19 protein-coding genes are annotated in these 18743 nt (G+C 31.8%); 7 read left to right on the top strand and 12 right to left on the bottom strand.

Annotated elements, in window-relative coordinates:
* The first annotated feature begins 235 nt into the window (after positions 1-235).
* Positions 236-1531 (top strand): phosphopyruvate hydratase, encoded by a 1296-nt coding sequence (gene eno, locus HM982_RS17265; protein ID WP_179354577.1) that lies wholly within the window; start codon positions 236-238, stop codon positions 1529-1531.
* A gap of 350 nt (positions 1532-1881) precedes the next feature.
* On the opposite strand, the gene HM982_RS17270 is transcribed toward eno, so the two are convergent.
* Positions 1882-2640 (bottom strand): DUF481 domain-containing protein, encoded by a 759-nt coding sequence (locus HM982_RS17270; RefSeq protein ID WP_179354578.1) that lies wholly within the window; start codon positions 2638-2640, stop codon positions 1882-1884.
* Positions 2641-2868: 228 nt separating this feature from the next.
* Here HM982_RS17270 and HM982_RS17275 point away from each other — a divergent pair, with 228 nt between their 5' ends.
* Together HM982_RS17275 and HM982_RS17280 are read left to right on the top strand one after the other, a co-directional pair.
* On the top strand, positions 2869-4155 hold the full coding sequence (locus HM982_RS17275; protein ID WP_179354579.1) for a citrate synthase: 1287 nt from the start codon (positions 2869-2871) through the stop codon (positions 4153-4155).
* A gap of 211 nt (positions 4156-4366) precedes the next feature.
* Positions 4367-5278 (top strand): dimethylarginine dimethylaminohydrolase family protein, encoded by a 912-nt coding sequence (locus tag HM982_RS17280; RefSeq protein WP_179354580.1) that lies wholly within the window; start codon positions 4367-4369, stop codon positions 5276-5278.
* A gap of 1 nt (position 5279) precedes the next feature.
* Here HM982_RS17280 and HM982_RS17285 read toward each other — a convergent pair whose 3' ends face one another.
* The 6 genes from HM982_RS17285 to rsfS form a co-directional block, all read right to left on the bottom strand.
* On the bottom strand, positions 5280-5546 hold the full coding sequence (locus tag HM982_RS17285; protein ID WP_179354581.1) for an acyl-CoA-binding protein: 267 nt from the start codon (positions 5544-5546) through the stop codon (positions 5280-5282).
* On the bottom strand, positions 5546-6199 hold the full coding sequence (locus HM982_RS17290) for a phosphatidylserine decarboxylase family protein (RefSeq protein WP_179354582.1): 654 nt from the start codon (positions 6197-6199) through the stop codon (positions 5546-5548). The genes HM982_RS17285 and HM982_RS17290 overlap by 1 nt, the downstream gene beginning before the upstream one ends.
* Positions 6189-7010, bottom strand: coding sequence for a phosphatidate cytidylyltransferase (locus HM982_RS17295; protein WP_179354583.1), 822 nt, complete (start codon positions 7008-7010; stop codon positions 6189-6191). Before HM982_RS17295 ends, HM982_RS17290 begins: the two co-directional genes overlap by 11 nt.
* Entirely contained in the window at positions 7010-7615 is a 606-nt protein-coding gene (locus HM982_RS17300) for an LUD domain-containing protein (protein WP_179354584.1), read from the bottom strand. The genes HM982_RS17295 and HM982_RS17300 overlap by 1 nt, the downstream gene beginning before the upstream one ends.
* 105 nt (positions 7616-7720) lie before the next feature.
* Entirely contained in the window at positions 7721-9664 is a 1944-nt protein-coding gene (gene ftsH, locus HM982_RS17305) for an ATP-dependent zinc metalloprotease FtsH (RefSeq protein ID WP_179354585.1), read from the bottom strand.
* 33 nt (positions 9665-9697) lie between these two features.
* Positions 9698-10069 (bottom strand): ribosome silencing factor, encoded by a 372-nt coding sequence (gene rsfS / locus HM982_RS17310; protein WP_179354586.1) that lies wholly within the window; start codon positions 10067-10069, stop codon positions 9698-9700.
* Positions 10070-10162: 93 nt separating this feature from the next.
* Here rsfS and HM982_RS17315 point away from each other — a divergent pair, with 93 nt between their 5' ends.
* Positions 10163-10894 carry a biotin--[acetyl-CoA-carboxylase] ligase gene (locus HM982_RS17315; protein ID WP_179354587.1) on the top strand — a complete coding sequence of 244 codons (732 nt, stop codon included), beginning with the start codon at positions 10163-10165 and terminating at the stop codon, positions 10892-10894.
* An 88-nt stretch (positions 10895-10982) separates the two neighbouring features.
* On the opposite strand, the gene HM982_RS17320 is transcribed toward HM982_RS17315, so the two are convergent.
* Positions 10983-11378 carry an SRPBCC family protein gene (locus HM982_RS17320; protein ID WP_179354588.1) on the bottom strand — a complete coding sequence of 132 codons (396 nt, stop codon included), beginning with the start codon at positions 11376-11378 and terminating at the stop codon, positions 10983-10985.
* Positions 11379-11478: 100 nt separating this feature from the next.
* Positions 11479-12123 (bottom strand): orotate phosphoribosyltransferase, encoded by a 645-nt coding sequence (pyrE, locus tag HM982_RS17325; RefSeq protein WP_179354589.1) that lies wholly within the window; start codon positions 12121-12123, stop codon positions 11479-11481.
* 120 nt (positions 12124-12243) lie between these two features.
* On the opposite strand from pyrE, the gene HM982_RS17330 reads away from it, so the two are divergent.
* Complete coding sequence (locus tag HM982_RS17330) at positions 12244-12825, top strand: NUDIX hydrolase (RefSeq protein WP_179354590.1); 582 nt, start codon at positions 12244-12246, stop codon at positions 12823-12825.
* Between the two features lie 210 nt (positions 12826-13035).
* Here the strand turns inward: HM982_RS17330 and HM982_RS17335 are convergent, their stop codons facing one another.
* The 3 genes from HM982_RS17335 to HM982_RS17345 form a co-directional block, all read right to left on the bottom strand.
* Positions 13036-14004, bottom strand: coding sequence for a hypothetical protein (locus tag HM982_RS17335; RefSeq protein WP_179354591.1), 969 nt, complete (start codon positions 14002-14004; stop codon positions 13036-13038).
* A 2-nt stretch (positions 14005-14006) separates the two neighbouring features.
* Positions 14007-15452 carry an MBOAT family O-acyltransferase gene (locus tag HM982_RS17340; RefSeq protein WP_179354592.1) on the bottom strand — a complete coding sequence of 482 codons (1446 nt, stop codon included), beginning with the start codon at positions 15450-15452 and terminating at the stop codon, positions 14007-14009.
* A 109-nt stretch (positions 15453-15561) separates the two neighbouring features.
* Positions 15562-17319, bottom strand: a complete 1758-nt coding sequence (locus HM982_RS17345; protein ID WP_179354593.1) for a M14 family metallopeptidase — start codon at positions 17317-17319, stop codon at positions 15562-15564.
* 39 nt (positions 17320-17358) lie between these two features.
* On the opposite strand from HM982_RS17345, the gene HM982_RS17350 reads away from it, so the two are divergent.
* On the top strand, positions 17359-17727 hold the full coding sequence (locus tag HM982_RS17350; protein ID WP_179354594.1) for a DUF7793 family protein: 369 nt from the start codon (positions 17359-17361) through the stop codon (positions 17725-17727).
* A gap of 67 nt (positions 17728-17794) precedes the next feature.
* Positions 17795-18730 (top strand): citrulline utilization hydrolase CtlX, encoded by a 936-nt coding sequence (ctlX, locus tag HM982_RS17355; RefSeq protein ID WP_179354595.1) that lies wholly within the window; start codon positions 17795-17797, stop codon positions 18728-18730.
* Positions 18731-18743: the final 13 nt, after the last annotated feature.

Consider the following 18743-nt stretch of genomic DNA (forward strand, 5'->3'; position numbering starts at 1 on the left):
TGATACGATTACTATTATAGCGAACTCTATCTGACTTTAAAATAAAAATTAAAACTAGCATATAAAAAACGTTATCGTAAACTTTAATCATAAATATGATTTTTGTCAAGTTTTGCTATCTAGATTTTTGTAAATTTGTTACTGCCCATAAGGGGTATAACACTTATAGTTTTTTGAAGTGTTACAAAATTTTTATATCATAAATATTAACGGAAGTTAACTAAAACCAAAAATAATGAGCATTATAATCAATGTACACGCAAGACAAATTTTAGATTCAAGAGGAAATCCAACAGTAGAAGTGGATGTGACTACAGAAAACGGTATCATGGGAAGGGCAGCAGTACCTTCTGGTGCATCTACTGGAGAACATGAAGCTGTTGAATTAAGAGATGGTGGCGACACTTACATGGGAAAAGGTGTATTGAAGGCCGTTGAAAATGTAAACGCAACAATTGCTCAAGAATTATTAGGGGTTTCTGTTTTCGAACAAAATGCTATCGATCAAATGATGATTGATTTAGATGGTACAAAAAACAAATCAAAATTAGGTGCTAATGCCATTTTAGGAGTATCTCTAGCGGTAGCTAAAGCGGCTGCTAATGAATTAGGAATGCCATTATACAGATATGTAGGCGGTGTTTCTGCAAATACATTACCATTACCAATGATGAATATCATTAATGGTGGTTCTCATAGTGATGCGCCAATCGCGTTTCAAGAATTTATGATTATGCCTGTTAAAGCGAATAACTTTACACACGCTATGCAAATGGGAACTGAGATTTTCCATAACCTTAAAAAAGTATTACACGACAGAGATTTAAGTACCGCTGTAGGTGATGAAGGAGGATTTGCACCAACTTTACCAGGAGGAACGGAAGATGCTTTAGACACGATTAAAAAAGCTGTTGAGAAAGCAGGTTATAAGTTTGGTGAAGATGTTAAGATTGCTTTAGATTGTGCAGCAGCAGAATTTTTTGTAGATGGAAAATACGACTACAAAAAGTTTGAAGGTGATTCAGGAGTGATAAGAACAAGTAAAGAGCAGGCTGATTATTTAGCTGATTTAGCTGCAAAATATCCTATTATTTCTATTGAAGATGGTATGGATGAAAATGACTGGGAAGGTTTTAAATATTTAACAGAATTAATTGGAGATAAAGTGCAATTAGTTGGTGATGATTTATTTGTAACTAACGTAGAGCGTTTAGAAAGAGGTATTAAAGAAGGTATTGCTAACTCTATCTTAATTAAAGTAAATCAAATTGGTACGTTGACTGAAACTATTGCGGCGGTAAACATGGCACATAATGCAGGTTATACGTCTGTAATGTCTCATAGATCAGGTGAAACAGAAGATAATACTATTGCAGATTTAGCTGTAGCATTAAACTGTGGACAGATTAAAACAGGTTCTGCGTCTCGTAGTGATCGTATGGCAAAATACAACCAGTTATTACGTATAGAAGAAGAATTAGCAGATGTAGCTTATTTCCCTGGAGAAAATGCTTTTAAGGTGAAAGCTTAATTTATCATTTTATAAACACACAAAACCATCTAAAGATTAATTTTTTAGATGGTTTTTTTATGTTTTAGATTTAATAAGATTACAACAGTTTGTGTATAAGTATGTTGACCTTGTCTTTCCACAGGAAATGAGAACTCCATACAATAAAGAAATAGAATTTAGACAAGAAATGCGAGGTTCTGCAGAAATTCTAACCAAAGATTTGAGATTGATTGAACACTTCTTTTATCAGTTTAGGGAATTGTTAAGCCGAAATTAGTAGCTATTTACAATGAACTATCTTTTTGTCAGTTAGTTAAAATCACGTCTAGACTCTTAGTTCTAACAGCAAAGCGGTCTAAAATCTTTTTCTAGTCAAACGTATAGACAATCCCATTAGTCAATTCATACTGCGTCTTAGTAATACCAAGAATAGGACTAGCATCAAAATTATAAGTGAATGAAGTTTTAAAAAGTAGATTCTTTAAGACTTTAATACCGAGTGACGTTTGATTAGAAATTCTAAAATCTGAGAATTTTTCTAACAAGGGTTGGTAGTAAGTGGTGCTTACTAAAGATATATGTTCTAAAGGATATAAGCTACATGAAAAATAAGCACTGCCTCTGTAGTCTCTTAGGATATCTATATTTTCAATTGAAGATTCTTCATGTTCATACATAATGAGTGTGCCTAGATAAAATCTGTAATTATCATTTTTAGACAGTTTAAATCGGGGCCCAATTCCTAATAAACCTCTAAATTTTATATCAGATATGGCATCATATTGGCTTTGCGCAAAGATTTCAAGCTTTAACCGTTCAGTTATTTTTCGGTTATACCTGAAATGTTGAATACCTTTATTCACAAAAGAATTGTCCTCAATTTGTTCTAATTTTAAATCATTAATAAAAAGATAGAGGTGTTTTTCTGTATTATATTGAAGCCTTAAGTTATTCGTGATTTTAAAAATGGACTGCGTATTTTTTATTAGTCCAAGATCCAAACTTGCCGAACCAGACCATTTAGAAGTGTCTGATACTCGGCGTAATGACTCAACGTTCACAATTTGCGTATAGGCTTCGTTATTAACAAAAAGGAATAAAATAAGGATTATAAATAAATGTCTCATAAGTTTAAAATAAGATACAAAAATAGTAAAGGCAAATTATTTGTAATGCGCTTAAAAAAAGATAATAACATAATAAAATCACCATCATTTTTGGTTTTAATTTTATAATGAAGAAATCAATTTTATTGAATTGATAAAATATGTTAAAACCATTATAAATGTGTTTTTTAAATCGTTGGATATTTCGTAATTTTACAATTCTTAATTACTAAAATCCGAAAAGAAGATATGTCAGATAAAGCTACATTAGAAATTAATGGTGAAAAATATGAATTCCCTGTTATAATTGGGACAGAAAAAGAAGTCGCAATAGATGTTAAAAGTTTAAGAACCGCTACAGGTGGTATTATTACTTTAGATCCTGGTTTTAAAAATACAGGAAGTTGTGAAAGCGCAATCACATTTCTAGATGGTGAAAAAGGCATTTTGAGGTATAGAGGTTACTCTATTGAAGAATTGGCAGAAAAAGCTAATTTCTTAGAAGTTGTATTCTTGCTTATATTTGGTGAATTACCAAATAAAAAGAAACTAGATAAGTTTCATGAAGATATAAAATCACACTCTGTAGTAGATGATGATCTTAAAAAGATTTTAGACGCTTTCCCTAAGTCAGCACATCCAATGGGCGTGTTATCATCTCTTACTAGTGCGCTTACGGCATTTTACCCATCTTCTGTAGATGTTAGTTCTGAAGAGGCTATGTATAATTCTATAGTTACGATTTTAGGTAAATTCCCTGTTATTGTGGCTTGGACTATGCGTAAAAAACAAGGTTTACCATTAGAATATGGTGATGATAACTTAGGCTATGTTGAGAACATTCTTAAAATGATGTTTAAGAGTCCAAATAATGTTTACAAACAAAATCCTATCTTAGTAGATGCATTAGATAAACTATTAATTTTACATGGTGATCATGAGCAAAATTGTTCTACTTCTACCGTTAGAATTACAGGGTCTTCACATGCCGGACTTTTTGTGTCATTAGCGTCAGGTATATCTGCACTTTGGGGACCATTACATGGTGGTGCTAACCAAGCCGTTTTAGAAATGTTAGAAGCAATCAAAGCTGATGGTGGAGATACTAAAAAGTTTATGGCTAAGGCAAAAGATAAAAATGACCCTTTCCGTCTTATGGGCTTTGGTCATCGTGTTTATAAAAACTTTGATCCAAGAGCTAAAATTATTAAAGTTGCCGCTGATGAAGTTTTATCAGATTTAGGAATTGAAGATCCAATTTTAGACATTGCAAAAGCATTAGAAAAAGAAGCTTTAGAAGATCCTTATTTTGTAGATAGAAAATTATATCCAAATGTTGATTTCTATTCAGGTATTATTTATAGAGCTATGGGAATTCCGGTAGAGATGTTTACCGTTATGTTTGCCTTAGGTCGTTTACCAGGTTGGATTGCCCAATGGAAAGAAATGAGAAGAAAACAAGAACCAATTGGCCGTCCTAGACAATTATATACAGGTGAAACATACAGACCATTTGTACCTGTAGAAGAAAGATAGTCGGATATTATTAAAACATATAAAAGCTTCATATTTATTATGAAGCTTTTTTTATTTTTAGGCTTTACAAATAAACCTTTGTAACTAACTTTGCGAAGGTCATAGACTCATATTAACATAACATATTTAATGAGTTTCTATTTCAAAACAGTTAAAAAAAAGCCGATAATTAAGCTCTTAATCGATTACATTTTAAATTAAAAACTATAGCATGAAATTACATATTCAAAACGAAACATCACGCCTTAAAGCTGTAATTCTAGGTACAGCAGAAAGTGTTGGTGCAATACCGTCAATTGAAGACGCCTACGATCCTAAATCTATTCAGCATATCAAAGCAGGCACTTATCCTAAAGAGTCTGATATGATTACGGAAATGGAAGCTGTGGCTAATGTGTTTAAAAAGTACGACATTACAGTTTATAGACCAAAAGTCATTACAGATTATAACCAGATATTTTCTAGAGATATTGCTTTTGTTATCGAGGACAAGTTAATTAAAGCTAATATTTTACCAGATCGTGAACGCGAATATGAAGCGATTCAACATGTAGTAGATCAAATAGGCGAAGAAAATATTATTGTACTCCCCGAAGAGTGCCACGTTGAAGGAGGTGACGTGATGCCATGGAACGATTATATATTTATAGGGACTTATTCTGGAGAAGATTATTCAGATTATATTACGGCCAGAACAAATATGGATGCCGTTATAACCATTCAAGAACTGTTTCCACATAAAAGTGTAAAATCCTTTGAGCTACGTAAATCTAACACAGAACCTAAAGAAAATGCGCTGCATTTAGATTGTTGTTTTCAGCCTATAGGAAGTGATAAAGCCATACTTCATAAAAATGGTTTTTTAGTTGAGAAAGAATATGAATGGTTGGTAGATTTTTTCGGGAAAGAAAATATTTTCGAAATTACAAAAGAAGAAATGTATCAGATGAATAGTAATGTGTTTTCAATTTCTGAAGACGTAATTATTTCAGAAAAAAACTTTACAAGATTAAATACTTGGCTAAGAGAGCAAGGATTTATAGTTGAAGAAGTACCTTATGCTGAAATAGCAAAACAAGAAGGCTTATTGCGTTGTTCTACAATGCCTTTAATAAGAGAATAGTTTAGGTACGATATAAAAAATAATTAGAAACAAGGTTGATATACTCTTGTTTAGCTTCATCTCTACTGATGTTTTTTACTTGAAATAGTGCATTAGCTTTAAATGCATTAATTATGGGTTTACGACTACTAGGACGATCATAATTATTAGTGGCTTTTTTATAAAACGCATACAACCTTAATAAAAAATCAGCAGGAAATGGTTCTGTATGGTCGTTTACACGATTTACAGCTATTTTAAATGCTATGTCTAATTCTTCGGAATTCATTATTTTACTTCTGCAATAACAGTTTCGCCACCACGAACTTTTTGATTAAGCGCAACTTTAATATCGGCATCTAATGGTAAGAATAAGTCGACACGTGATCCAAATTTTATAAATCCAGAGTCTGCACCTTGTGACGCTTGTGTATTTACTTTAGCATAATTAACAATACGTTTTGCTAAAGCTCCAGCGATTTGACGGTATAATACTTTACCAAAGTTATCATTTTCTACCACAACTGTAGTACGTTCATTTTCCTCGCTTGCCTTAGGATGCCACGCCACTAAATACTTGCCAGGATGATACTTGCTATAAGTTATATTTCCTGAAATAGGAAAGCGTGTTACATGGACATTTACAGGCGACATAAATACAGAAACCTGAATACGTTTGTCCTTAAAAACTTCATTTTCTAAGACTTCTTCAATAACAACTACCTTACCATCAACAGGAGACAAAGCTTGCACATGGTTAGCATGTGTACGGCGTTTAGGATTTCTAAAAAACTGAAGAATTAGTATAAAGAATACTAACAGCGTAATCATTAACCCTTTTCTTAACCATTCGTTAGTAATAAACTCATCAATTAAAAAAAATGAACCCACTACTAAAACTAGGGTAATGAATATAATTTTATGTCCTTCTTTATGAAACATGATTTGAAATTCTTAAAAATAAATATATAAATGGTGCTGCAAATATAATACTATCTAATCGATCTAACAGTCCTCCATGACCAGGCATTATAATACCGCTATCTTTTACACCAGCTTGGCGCTTAAATTTAGATTCAATTAAATCACCAAAAGTACCCAAAACACTAACTATAATAGCTAGGATTAACCAAGGTGTAAATCTCAGTGTACCTGTGTATCTTGCAATAAAGTAGCTAGATATACATGCAAAAAATAACCCCCCTAAAAAGCCTTCAACCGTTTTTTTAGGAGAAATGCTCGGAAATAATTTTTGCTTACCTAGATTTTTTCCTACTAAATATGCAGCACTATCATTGACCCAAATTAAAATAAAGACGCCTAATAATAATAGAGGTGTAAATTCATTATGATAATTTGCAATAAGGAACATAAACACAAACCCACTAGTTAAATAAAAAGAGGAGGTGATATAACGCTTAGATTCAAAAAGGGGAATTCTTTTAGATGTAAATAAATCTTTAATTAAAATAAGATTAACAAAGATTGTAATCACTAAAATGATTTGAATGGCTTTATCACTGTCTAAAAAATTAGGATTCTGCAAACAGATATACCAAAAGCCACCATATATAATTATATAGATAATATATTGAATAAATGATTTTAGCTTTATAAGATTGCTGAATTCTGTAAGTGAAATAATACCAAATAGCCCAATTAAGAGCACGGAAGTTTCTTGTAAAAAAAGAGAACCTATAAGTAGTGATATATAAATAGCACCAGATAAGGTTCTTATGACTAATTCTTTCATTATAAGTCTTCTAGTAGGAGTAGGTATAAGTTTTTAGAACTGCTGCCATAGGTTAAAAAATCTTTGTCTTCAGCAGTTTTAAAATTTTTAATAGTAGTAATATTTGTTGGTATCACTTTACTTTTTGCTTTGATACCTTTTAAACCTTCACCAATAGTTTCTACAAACTGACTTGTTGTGGCGTAAATAATAAAGTGATCGGGTAATTCTATTAATTTTTTTTCAGCGATTTGATTCGAAGAAATTAATAACGAACCATCATCTGAAATTAAATACTCACAGGTTGATAAAAAATAAGTGCTTTCGGAAAGATTTTTAGTTGAATTAAGATCAAAACCCTTGAATAATTCTGATAAACGCTGATCGAACAGAAAAACTTTATCGTTTTGCCAATTATTTTCTTTAAGGATATCGTTAAAACTCTCCTGAATTTCTTCGAAATTTTCACAGTAAAGAAATTTGCCACCATTAGCTTTAAAGTTAATAGTAAAGCGTTCATCAACAGGTAGCTTAACCTCAGGCATATATTTGCCTCGCTCTTGATTTGGTATGTGTTCTTCAGTCTTTTTAGACTTTTTTCCGAACAATTTACTAAATAAGCTCATTCAATAGTTGCTATTAATCCTGACATTACTGTGATTTTCAAATATAAAAAAACTTAAATTAACATTGGGTTAATTTAAGTTTTTTATATGATTGTATATAAAGATCTATTCTTCCTCTTCGCTAATAACTGTAGTGTTTTCAAAAGCGCGTTTTCCAAAAATCTTTTCAAGGTTATCTTTAAAAATAACTTCTTTATCTAATAAGACTTCTGCCAATTCGGTTAATTTATCCTTATTGTTTTCTAACAATTCTATAGCTCGTTGATATTGTTTCTCAATGATATTTGAAATTTCTTTATCAATAAGCTCTGCCGTTTTTTCACTATATGGTTTACTGAAACCATAATCAGATTGTCCTGATGAATCGTAATAAGTAAGGTTACCTACTTTGTCACTAAGACCATAAACCGTTACCATCGCTCTTGCTTGCTTAGTTACTTTTTCTAAGTCACTTAATGCACCAGTAGAAATTTTATCGAAAATGACTTTCTCAGCAGCTCTTCCTCCTAAGGCAGCACACATTTCGTCTAGCATTTGCTCTGGGTGAACAATTAAACGTTCTTCTGGTAAATACCATGCAGCACCTAAAGAACGACCTCTTGGTACAATAGTTACTTTTACCAATGGAGCAGCATGTTCAAGCATCCAACTTACAGTAGCATGACCAGCTTCGTGAAAAGCAACCGCTCTTTTTTCTGCAGGTGTTATGATTTTATTCTTCTTTTCTAAACCACCAACTATTCTGTCAACAGCATCTAAGAAATCTTGTTTATTAACCGCTTTTTTACCTTTTCTTGCAGCAATTAAAGCTGCTTCATTACATACATTGGCAATATCTGCACCAGAAAACCCAGGGGATTGTTTGGCTAAGAAATCGATATCTAAGGTTTCTTCTTTTTTAAGTGGACGTAAGTGAACTTCAAAGATTTCTTTACGTTCTCTTACATCAGGAAGGTCTACATAAATCTGACGGTCAAAACGACCAGCACGCATTAAGGCACTATCTAAAACATCAGCTCTGTTAGTTGCAGCTAATACAATAACATTTGTATTGGTGCCAAAACCATCCATTTCGGTTAATAGTTGATTCAGTGTATTCTCGCGTTCATCGTTAGAACCCGACATGTTGTTTTTTCCTCTTGCTCTACCAATAGCATCAATTTCATCAATAAATATAATTGAAGGCGACTTTTCTTTTGCTTGTTTAAATAAATCTCTAACACGAGACGCACCTACACCAACAAACATTTCAACAAAATCTGAACCAGATAATGAAAAGAAAGGCACTTTTGCTTCACCAGCAACAGCTTTTGCTAATAAGGTCTTACCTGTACCTGGAGGGCCAACTAATAACGCACCTTTAGGAATCTTACCACCTAAAGAAGTATATTTTTCAGGGAACTTTAAGAAATCAACAATTTCTTGTACTTCTTCTTTTGCACCTTCTAAACCAGCAACATCTTTAAATGATGTTTTAGTATCTATTTTTTCGTCAAAAAGTTTCGCTTTAGATTTTCCGATATTAAAAATCTGTCCACCAGCGCCTCCGCCTCCGCCGCCAGACATACGACGCATAATTAGTATCCATATACCAATAATGATAACGAACGGTAATAAAGTAATAAGAAAATCTCCCCAAACGTTATGCTCTGTTTCATAAACAAGTTCGGTTTCAAGATTATTAGCTTTGATGATTTCGTTAACCTCTTTCTCAAAATTTTGAAGATCACCAAATTCAAACTTATAGTTTGGTCCAGGTGATACCGATGGAAATATGGAGTTAGGCTTGGTTTGATTGTGAGGTGGTTGACCTTCCGCTTCGCTAGTTAAAAAAACTCTCGCTTCTCTTTTATTTACAATCTCAATTTTAGCGACATCGCCTTGATTTAAATAATCTAAAAATTGAGCTGGTGTTGTTTGCGTGCCTGTTGAATCACTAAATCCACCAGAAAAAATCTGAATAGATATGAATATAGCGATAATAATTCCATAAATCCAATAGGGACTTAATTTAGGTTTTTTGTTTGAATCTTTATTGTCTTTAGCCATATTGTTGCCGCAGATGCGGTAATCTTTTTGTGTTTAATAACTTGTTTCAATTTGGGTTGTTTTTGCATCACCCCAAAGTCCTTCAATATCGTAGTATTCTCTAATGTGTTTTTGAAATACATGTACTACAATATTAACGTAATCCATTAAAACCCATTCAGCATTTTCTGTACCTTCTATATGCCAAGGTTTGTCTTTAAGTGTCTTACTAACTTGTTTTTGTATGGAATTAACGATTGCGTTTACTTGTGTATTTGAAGAACCTTCACAGATTATAAAATAATCACAAACCGTATTTTCTATTTCTCTTAAATCTAAAATTGTTATTTCTTTTCCCTTAACCTCTTCTATGCCTCCAATAACCGTTGTTATGAGTTGATCTACAGGGATTCTGTCTTTTGTCATTAAATTGTATTAATTTTTGCAAAGTTATTATTTTTTTAGTTCTTGTGCGCTCTAAATGTCATAAGAAAACTATAAAATATAATTACCCATTTTATGTACATAATCAAACTTGATGCCATTGACTCTACAAATACCTATCTAAAAGACTTGGTGTCTGTTGGATTACCAAATGATTATACTGTTGTTGTTGCTGAAACACAGGCTAAAGGTCGGGGGCAAATGGGAGCAAAGTGGCAAGCTGAAAAAGGTAAAAACCTTACCGTTAGTGTGTTTAAGAGAATGCCGTCTTTTAAGGTTAGCAATCAGTTTTATATAAGTATGTCTGTTTCGTTGGCGATTTTTAAAGCTTTAAGTACGTTTAAAATTCCACAATTACATATTAAATGGCCTAACGACATTTTGTCAGCAGACAAAAAATTATGTGGTATTTTAATTGAAAATGTCATAAAAAATAATGCCCTTCAGGGAACTGTTGTTGGATTTGGATTAAATGTTAATCAGAAATTTTTTGATAATTTGCCTAAAGCATCCTCTATGAGTTTGGTCACTGGGGTACTTTATAATAGAGATGAAGTTTTAGCTGAAATCTTAAAACAGTTAAAATTTTATTTTGAAGCTTTAGAAGCTGAAAGACTAACAGAAATAAAATTAGAATACGAAAGCCTATTATTTAGAAAAAATAAACCCTCAACTTTTATAACGCCTAAAAATGAATATTTCACTGGGATTATTAAAGGCGTAGCTGAAAACGGACTGTTACAAGTCTTGACTGAAGATGAAATTATTAAAACGTTTGAACTTAAAGAGGTGCAATTATTATACTAATTGCACCTCTTTTAATTTAAATGGTGAGAGCATCACGATGCTATGCTTATGCTAGTGAAATTATCAGTTAGACTGATTAACTTTAGAATTAAATTTTAGTTTTCATATTAGTAACCAAAGTCTCTATAAATTTAGTGATTGGGCCTTTAATCATCATGCCCATCATGGCATTAAATTCACCTTCAAAATTTAATTTTACATCGGTTTTGTTTGCCTCAATTTCAGTAATATCAGCAATTAAAGCAAAATCTAGTTTTCCTCCAGCAGCACCTAAAACAATTCTACTATGAGGAATAGCTTCCTTCTTTTTCAAAACAATTTCTGGCATTCCTTTTAAAGCAAATAGAAACTTATCATTTTCTAATACTTCAAATTTGCTAATGTTTTCTGGCATTAGGCTTTCAAAATTTTTAACATCGGAAAGAAAATTAAAGGTTTCTTCTGCTGATTTATCTAAAGTTACTTTAGGAGATTCTAATTTCATGTGTATTCTGTTAAGTTGTTTTTATTTCGTCGTTAAGTATTTGTGTTATGTTAAGGCTTAATTAGTATAACAACTAAACGACTTTGTGATATTTTCTATATCAATTAGCATTCCATTCGCTTGGATTCGCATTCCATTGTGCTAAAATGTCTTGTTGTTCTTTAGTTATATAAAACGTTTCAACAGCTTGTTCTAAGAGATTTTCGTAATTGCCAAGTGTGTAAAGTTCAACATTAGCATCTTTAAAGTTTTTAGTAGCAACTTCAAAACCATATGAGAAGATGGCAACCATTCCTTTAACATTAACCTCGGCTTCGTTCAGTGCTTTTACAGCATTGAGGCTACTCATCCCTGTACTAATTAAATCTTCAACGACAACTACAGTCTGACCTTTTTCAATATACCCTTCAATTTGGTTTTGACGACCGTGTTTTTTAGCTTCTGGTCTAACATAAACAAAAGGTAGATTTAAATATTCAGCCACTAATGCACCAATACCAATAGCTCCTGTTGCAACACCAGCAATAACATCTGGTTTGCCATAAAGTTCTTCAATATTTTTAGCGATTGTTGCTCTAATATAATTTCTAATAGTTGGAAATGATAGTACTATTCTGTTGTCGCAATAGATTGGCGATTTCCAGCCAGAAGCCCAAGTAAAAGGGTCATTGGGTTGTAGTTTTATGGCATTAATTTGCAATAAAACCTCTGCTGTTTCTTTGGCAATTTCTTTGTTAAAAATCATATTACAAAAATAAGTATTTTTAGAGGTTAGAAAATTTTAATTGAAAATAAATTTCATTTCAAATTATTTCTCGTAAAAAATAATATTTTTACAGTAGAAAAGTTGAAACATACTAAATTTATGTACACCATTTATGTAGGGGATAAGCCTATAATTTTAACTACTAAAGTAGAAAAAGAAACTGATTTTAAATCTTATCTTTTAAATTCTGTCAATATTGGAAAGGTGATTAAGACCTTGAATAATACTGATTTAAAGGCTGTGCATCTAATTCATAAAAATGAAGATAAGCTGCTTAAAAAGTTTCTAAAACTATTGCCCAATGTCATTGCAGGTGGCGGAAAAGTCTATAATTCTAAAAATGAAATCCTTTTTATTTATAGAAATAATAAGTGGGATTTACCAAAAGGAAAAGCCGAACGCAAAGAAACTATTGAGGAAACTGCTATTCGTGAAGTGGAGGAGGAGACTCGTGTTGAAGGTTTAAAAATTGTCAAACCATTACCTGTAACGTATCATATTTTTAAGCGTCACGGTAAGCATCGAATAAAAATTACGCATTGGTTTGAAATGTCATCCGATTTTGACGGAGAACTAATTCCACAAAAAAATGAAGGGATTACTAAAGTAGAATGGTTAGATGAAAAAGCTTCCCAAAAAGCCTTAGAAAATAGCTATGCTAATATTAGAATTTTAGTTTAGGTTTTAGATTCTTAGGTTGGTGATTGCAATAGCAAAACACTTCTGTAGATATATTATCAATTGAAAAACTCCATTTTTCAGGTTGATTGATAACAATAATGTATCTGTTCATTTATAGCGCATTACACTATTAGGATTTTGAGTAATTGTATATGATTTTTTGATTGGTTTCACCTGCCGTTAAAAATTAATTTGAAGTTTTAAACTCGTCTATTCATGGACGATGATTTGTTGATTTCTGAGCTGTTTTATAATTTTTTTTATATAATCTTGTTTGTTATTTTTATCTAAAAGTCCATCTTCTAGTGTAGTCGCAAACCATTCTGAAAATACTTTTGCACCTTTATGATTTAGGTGTTGTAAATCTCCAAACTCAGAATTATTAAGAGGGAATTTTGAGAAATCTATATATTCTATATTTGCATATCTCATAGTAAGGAGCTTTTTATAGATAGCTTCGTTGTGATATTCATTATATTTTTTATGTAGAGGACTTCTTATTAAAATAACTCTTTTATCATTTTCTTTACAAAATTTAATTAACGCATCTAAATAGGATAGGTTAGTTTCAGAAAGTTCTATTTTTTCCACTAAAACGTTATCTTTAATACTATTTTGACTGTTTAGTATTGAGTCTGTTTTGTTTCTTTCTAAATATAAATAGCCTCCTAATTGGTTTAAGTAAGCGGAGTTTTTTTTAAAAACTCTAGTCGATTTAGTGTTAAGAGAAAGTGCTAATGCATTGGTATAAGCTAAAGGATTATGTTTTAATAATAATAAGTTATCGTTAAAATCTGTAAAAGAAGCATACAAAGGATATTTATAAGCTAAGTATTTATCACTCCAGATCCATTGGTTGATATCTTTAACTATTTGATTGTTTGTGAATTCAACAAACACTGTTTCTATCGATGGGTTTTGTTTAATAAATTCTTTAGTTTTAATGTAACTATAAAGATAAGAATCGCCTGATTGTGATAAGTTTTTAAAATTTGGAATAAGGGAGTCATTATAGGCGCATTCTGAGTGGGAGTGACCAATAACAATGTGTTTTACATCTTTTGGCAACTTAAAGTTAGTATACTTTCTTTCTAATAGCGAGGTGCCAATTATGAGTAAAGCAATTAGGCCTATGAAAAAGCATATAATTAATGCGATACGTTTAATGAATAATCTCATAGTTAAAATTGAAAGTATATAAATTCTTGAGACTTACCTTGGTATATAAAAATGAATAGGGCTATTAAAAGATAAAAACTCCATCTGTAAGCTCTGTTTTTTATTCTATATATCTGTGCTAATGCATGTTGCCCCTCTCTACCAATCCATTCTATAATCATTAAAAAGCAAATAAATAATAGCGTAAGAATACTATCTCTTGAAAGTAGTTGAGGCATAGTAAATAGAGAACTTGAAAATATTTCAGAAATATAAGCTAAGGCATGCTTAATTGTGCGTGATCTAAAAAATATCCAAGCAAAAACAGTCAAACTAAAAGTAATTAGCATAAACAGAAATTCTTTAATATTTGGCAGAAATTTATCTTTCGCTACAGTATTTAAATGATTTCTGTTATTATTAGTAAGAAAAATAGGTAAAAAATAAATAGCATTTAATGCTCCCCAAGCTATAAAAGTCCAATTCGCACCATGCCAAAACCCGCTAACTATGAAAATTATAAAAACATTTCGAATTTTAATCGCAGTAGTTCCCAAACTACCACCTAAAGGTATATAGAGGTAATCTCTAAACCATGTTGAAAGTGAAATGTGCCAACGTCTCCAAAATTCTGCAATATCTCTAGAAAAGTATGGAAAGGCAAAATTTTGTTTTAGATTAAAACCGAAAAGTTTTGCGACACCAATAGCTATGTCTGAATAGCCTGAAAAATCACCATAAATTTGAAACGTAAAAAAAACAGCTCCTAAAACCAAAGTGCTTCCTGAATATTCAGAAGAGTTATTGAAAATTATATTCGCATATTGTGCACAATTATCTGCAATGACTACTTTTTTAAATAAGCCCCAAAGTATTTGTCGTATGCCATCAACAGCTTTTGTATAATCAAAATGTCGTTTTATGTAAAATTGAGGTAGTAAGTTAGTCGCACGTTCAATAGGTCCGGCAACTAACTGAGGAAAGAAACTAACAAATGCGGCAAAAGCAATAAAGTCTTTTGTTGGTGCTAACTTTTCTTTATAAATATCGATAGAGTAGCTCAGTGTTTGAAAGGTATAAAAGCTTATTCCGACAGGTAAAATGATATTAAGAGAATTAGCACTTATTTGAGTGCCAAAAAAAGAAAAAGCCGTTATAAAATTATCTAAGAAGAAATTAAAATACTTAAAGAATCCAAGGAAACCTAAGTTAATTATAATGCTTGTCCATAAAAGAATTTTCCTTTTAGTTATATTCTTTTGCTTAGATAAACCAATACCAATTAGATAATCTACTATAGTGCTAAATAAAATTAAAGACAAAAAACGCCAATCCCACCATCCATAAAATATATAACTAGCTACAACTATAAGTAGGTTTTGTAGCTTAAGATTTTTATGAGTTAAACACCAATATAAAATAAAAATAATAGGTAAAAATACTGCAAAGTCAATAGAGTTAAATAACATTATTTTAGTCTCCTAGTTTAGTTAGTTGTTTTAATTGAAGTGAGATTTTATTAGTGATTTTAATATTGATGTTAGTGTTGTCTGTAATATAAATAATGGTATTGTAAATTTATTTTACACGATAAACAGGATACTGTAAATGTGCTGTTTCATAATGCTTACTCTGTTTATGCAACCAATCTAATTGCGCATACCAGCTATTTGCAAAATCTTCATCGTAACTAATTTTTACATTAAACTCCATTTGAAGTTTTTTATTGTTTTTTAGAAGTTCTTCAGCTCTGTCTTCCCAAACATAGGCAGAAAAACCTTCTTTTTGTTGTAAAATAGTATCAAAGAAATTCCAGTTAAAAAATGAATCTGGTGCGCTTGGCTCTAATGTTTCTATTAAATAACGCATCGCTTTTTGATTGGTCGAGATTAAATAATCTCCTTTTCTAAAGGTGACTTTTTTAATTGATGTATTTACGTTGGTATTGTAATGTGTATAATGACCTTCGTAAGGGGATGTTCTGGTTTTAAAAGCGCCAATTTTATAGGACTCCACAGATATTGTAGTATCGTTTTTAAATGTTGTGAATTCAACCTTATTTAATTTTAATAAATCGGTAACATTGTGCCAGCCTTGTGGAATGATATATGCTTTTGGTATGAGAACAGAATCTGTGGCCTTAAAATAATCTTGATAATCAATGGCTTTAGTAAACGGTTTTGATTGGTCATATTTTAGGCGTTTTGCGCCAGTTAATTCACTAGGAATCATTTCACCTTCATAGCCTTTAAAATTTAAGGTCGATGATTTTGTAGTGTCCACAGCCCAATTTATAGGGTAGCTTTTTCCGGCAGACCATAATTTGGTTTGCTCTTTTCGGAGTTGAGCGATTTTTTCACCTTGTTCTTCGGTAATTTCAATCATGCTTTTCATTAACTCGTAGGTACCTTCAACACGTTGCTTGTAAGGTTTTAACATATGTGTTTCAACCATCATTCCTAAAGTATTAAATAAAGTGGTGTAACCTGTAGAGTATCTTGGTGAGTCTAAAAATTGCGTAAATCCAGAATCTGGTGTGCGATTAAAGACATTGACATACGGGGTAATATCCCAAGATTTTGCTTCTAGCTTCTGCTCTAAAGCAGGTTGTATTTCGGAATGTGAAAATTCACCCAAATGTCCACCTAATTTATTATGTTGTGTAAATAAATGGGTTAAAGTATATTGGTAGTCTGCTCCATTACTAACGTGGTTGTCAATAAAAACATCGGGTTGTACCAGGTGGAAAATTTGTGCAAAAGCTTTGGCATTTTTAGTGTCTGCTTTTATAAAATCGCGATTTAAATCGTAATTTCTAGCATTACCTCTAAACCCGTAAGCTTTAGGGCCATTTTGGTTCGTTCTGCTGGTAGAGTTTCTATTAAGACTACCTCCAATATTGTAAATAGGAATGGTAACAACAATAGTGTTTTTTGGTGCTTCAATTTTTCCTTCAGCAAAATCTCTAAAAAGCATCATAGTCGCATCAATACCATCAGATTCTCCAGGATGAATACCGTTGTTAATGAGTAGAATTCTGTGGTTTTCTCTTAAGGTTTCAAAATCATCTCCAGAACCTTTCATGTTTAAAGTGACCATATGTAGTGGTTCTCCAGAATCGGTTTCTCCCATATTTTGGATTGTAATTTCAGAATATGATTTGGCTAATGCGTTATAATAGTCAATCGTTTCTTGATAAGTTGCCGTTTCTAAACCTTTACTTTTTTCAAAAACAGTAGTGGAATTGAAAGGAAAGTTAGTTGGAGGTGTAGGAGCTGTTTTGGTATCGTCATTACAAGCGATTAAAAATAAGGCTAATACTAGTAATTTTTTCATTTGATAGAGTTTGAGATAAATTTACTTATATTTATTAATATGAAAACATATAAACTTAGCTTTGGTTGTATTACCATTCTTAAGTCTAATATTGCTGAGGTTATTATTGACGAAGGTATACTAATGGATTTAAAAATGGTTGATGCTTATCATTCTTTTTTGATAGCGAAGCTGGAAGCGCCATTTTTATTATTAATTAATAAAAAGCACGCTTACACCTACACGTTTGAGGCTCAAAAAGCTATAATGAATATACCATTGGTTAAGGCAATGGCAGTGGTTACAGACGTTTATTTTTCTAAATTGGCAACAGATGTTTTGATTAATATTAATAGGGGTAGCGAATGGAATATAAAAACATTTGATCGTCATGAAGAAGCCTTAAAATGGCTAGAAGATGCAGGTTGATTTTATGTTTTTTTTATGTAAAAAATGATAACTTCGCGTTTTTAACATACGACCCTAATTTTAATAAATGCCACAAACGACTAACACCATATTAATGATTCGTCCTATTAGTTTTAGGATGAATGAACAAACTGCTGTCAATAATTATTTTCAGGAAGAATTAAACATAAAAAATGCAGAGATTAACGCTAAGGCTCAACAAGAGTTTGATGAGTTGGTCGCTAAATTACAAGCGGTTGGAATTAATGTTATTATTGAAGAAGATGATAAATTAAATGACACTCCAGATTCTGTTTTTCCGAATAACTGGGTCAGTTTCCATAATAATGGTGATGTTGCAAAATATCCAATGTTTGCCGAAAATAGAAGACGAGAACGTCGTGATGAAATTTTTATCAGATTAGAAAAAGAAGGTTTTAGAATTGAAAACATCGTAGATTATACCTCTGCTGAACACGAAGAGATTTTTTTAGAAGGTACAGGGAGTGTCATTTTAGATCGCGATAATAGAAAAGCGTATTGTGCATTATCTGCAAGGGCTGATGAGGAATTATTTATAGAGTTCTGTGAAGATTTTGAATACAGTCCCATAATATTTACAGCTTATCAGACGGTAGAAAATGAACGTTTACCAATCTATCACACCAATGTAATGATGTGTTTGGCTGAAACATTTGCTGTTGTTTGTTTAGACGCGATTGATGATAAAAAAGAGCGTAAAAATCTAATTAAGCATTTAAAGCAGGACGGAAAGGAAATAATTTCTATTTCGGAAGCACAAATGCATCAATTTGCCGGAAACATGCTACAATTGAAAGGTAAAGATGAGCAGCTTTATTTAATAATGAGTACAGCAGCACACAAAAGCTTAACGCCTAATCAAGTTACAATTTTAGAAAAATACGGCCCTATTATTTCAAGTTCTCTAGAGACGATTGAAAAGTGTGGTGGCGGAAGTGCGCGTTGTATGATTGCTGAGGTGTTTTTGCCTCGAGTTAATTAAATCTAGATGTTAC

This window comes from Winogradskyella vidalii (genome assembly GCF_013403955.1).
Classification (GTDB): Bacteria; Bacteroidota; Bacteroidia; order Flavobacteriales; family Flavobacteriaceae; genus Winogradskyella; species Winogradskyella vidalii.

Coding starts and splice junctions, on each gene's coding strand:
- HM982_RS17345 (WP_179354593.1), bottom strand. CDS start 17,319: ATGAAAAAATTACTAGTATTAGCCTTATTTTTAATCGCTTGTAATGAC.
- HM982_RS17275 (WP_179354579.1), top strand. CDS start 2,869: ATGTCAGATAAAGCTACATTAGAAATTAATGGTGAAAAATATGAATTC.
- HM982_RS17335 (WP_179354591.1), bottom strand. CDS start 14,004: ATGAGATTATTCATTAAACGTATCGCATTAATTATATGCTTTTTCATA.
- ftsH (WP_179354585.1), bottom strand. CDS start 9,664: ATGGCTAAAGACAATAAAGATTCAAACAAAAAACCTAAATTAAGTCCC.
- HM982_RS17315 (WP_179354587.1), top strand. CDS start 10,163: ATGTACATAATCAAACTTGATGCCATTGACTCTACAAATACCTATCTA.
- pyrE (WP_179354589.1), bottom strand. CDS start 12,123: ATGATTTTTAACAAAGAAATTGCCAAAGAAACAGCAGAGGTTTTATTG.
- HM982_RS17295 (WP_179354583.1), bottom strand. CDS start 7,010: ATGAAAGAATTAGTCATAAGAACCTTATCTGGTGCTATTTATATATCA.
- ctlX (WP_179354595.1), top strand. CDS start 17,795: ATGCCACAAACGACTAACACCATATTAATGATTCGTCCTATTAGTTTT.
- HM982_RS17290 (WP_179354582.1), bottom strand. CDS start 6,199: ATGTTTCATAAAGAAGGACATAAAATTATATTCATTACCCTAGTTTTA.
- HM982_RS17350 (WP_179354594.1), top strand. CDS start 17,359: ATGAAAACATATAAACTTAGCTTTGGTTGTATTACCATTCTTAAGTCT.
- rsfS (WP_179354586.1), bottom strand. CDS start 10,069: ATGACAAAAGACAGAATCCCTGTAGATCAACTCATAACAACGGTTATT.
- HM982_RS17320 (WP_179354588.1), bottom strand. CDS start 11,378: ATGAAATTAGAATCTCCTAAAGTAACTTTAGATAAATCAGCAGAAGAA.
- HM982_RS17285 (WP_179354581.1), bottom strand. CDS start 5,546: ATGAATTCCGAAGAATTAGACATAGCATTTAAAATAGCTGTAAATCGT.
- HM982_RS17280 (WP_179354580.1), top strand. CDS start 4,367: ATGAAATTACATATTCAAAACGAAACATCACGCCTTAAAGCTGTAATT.
- HM982_RS17270 (WP_179354578.1), bottom strand. CDS start 2,640: ATGAGACATTTATTTATAATCCTTATTTTATTCCTTTTTGTTAATAAC.
- HM982_RS17340 (WP_179354592.1), bottom strand. CDS start 15,452: ATGTTATTTAACTCTATTGACTTTGCAGTATTTTTACCTATTATTTTT.
- HM982_RS17330 (WP_179354590.1), top strand. CDS start 12,244: ATGTACACCATTTATGTAGGGGATAAGCCTATAATTTTAACTACTAAA.
- HM982_RS17300 (WP_179354584.1), bottom strand. CDS start 7,615: ATGAGCTTATTTAGTAAATTGTTCGGAAAAAAGTCTAAAAAGACTGAA.
- eno (WP_179354577.1), top strand. CDS start 236: ATGAGCATTATAATCAATGTACACGCAAGACAAATTTTAGATTCAAGA.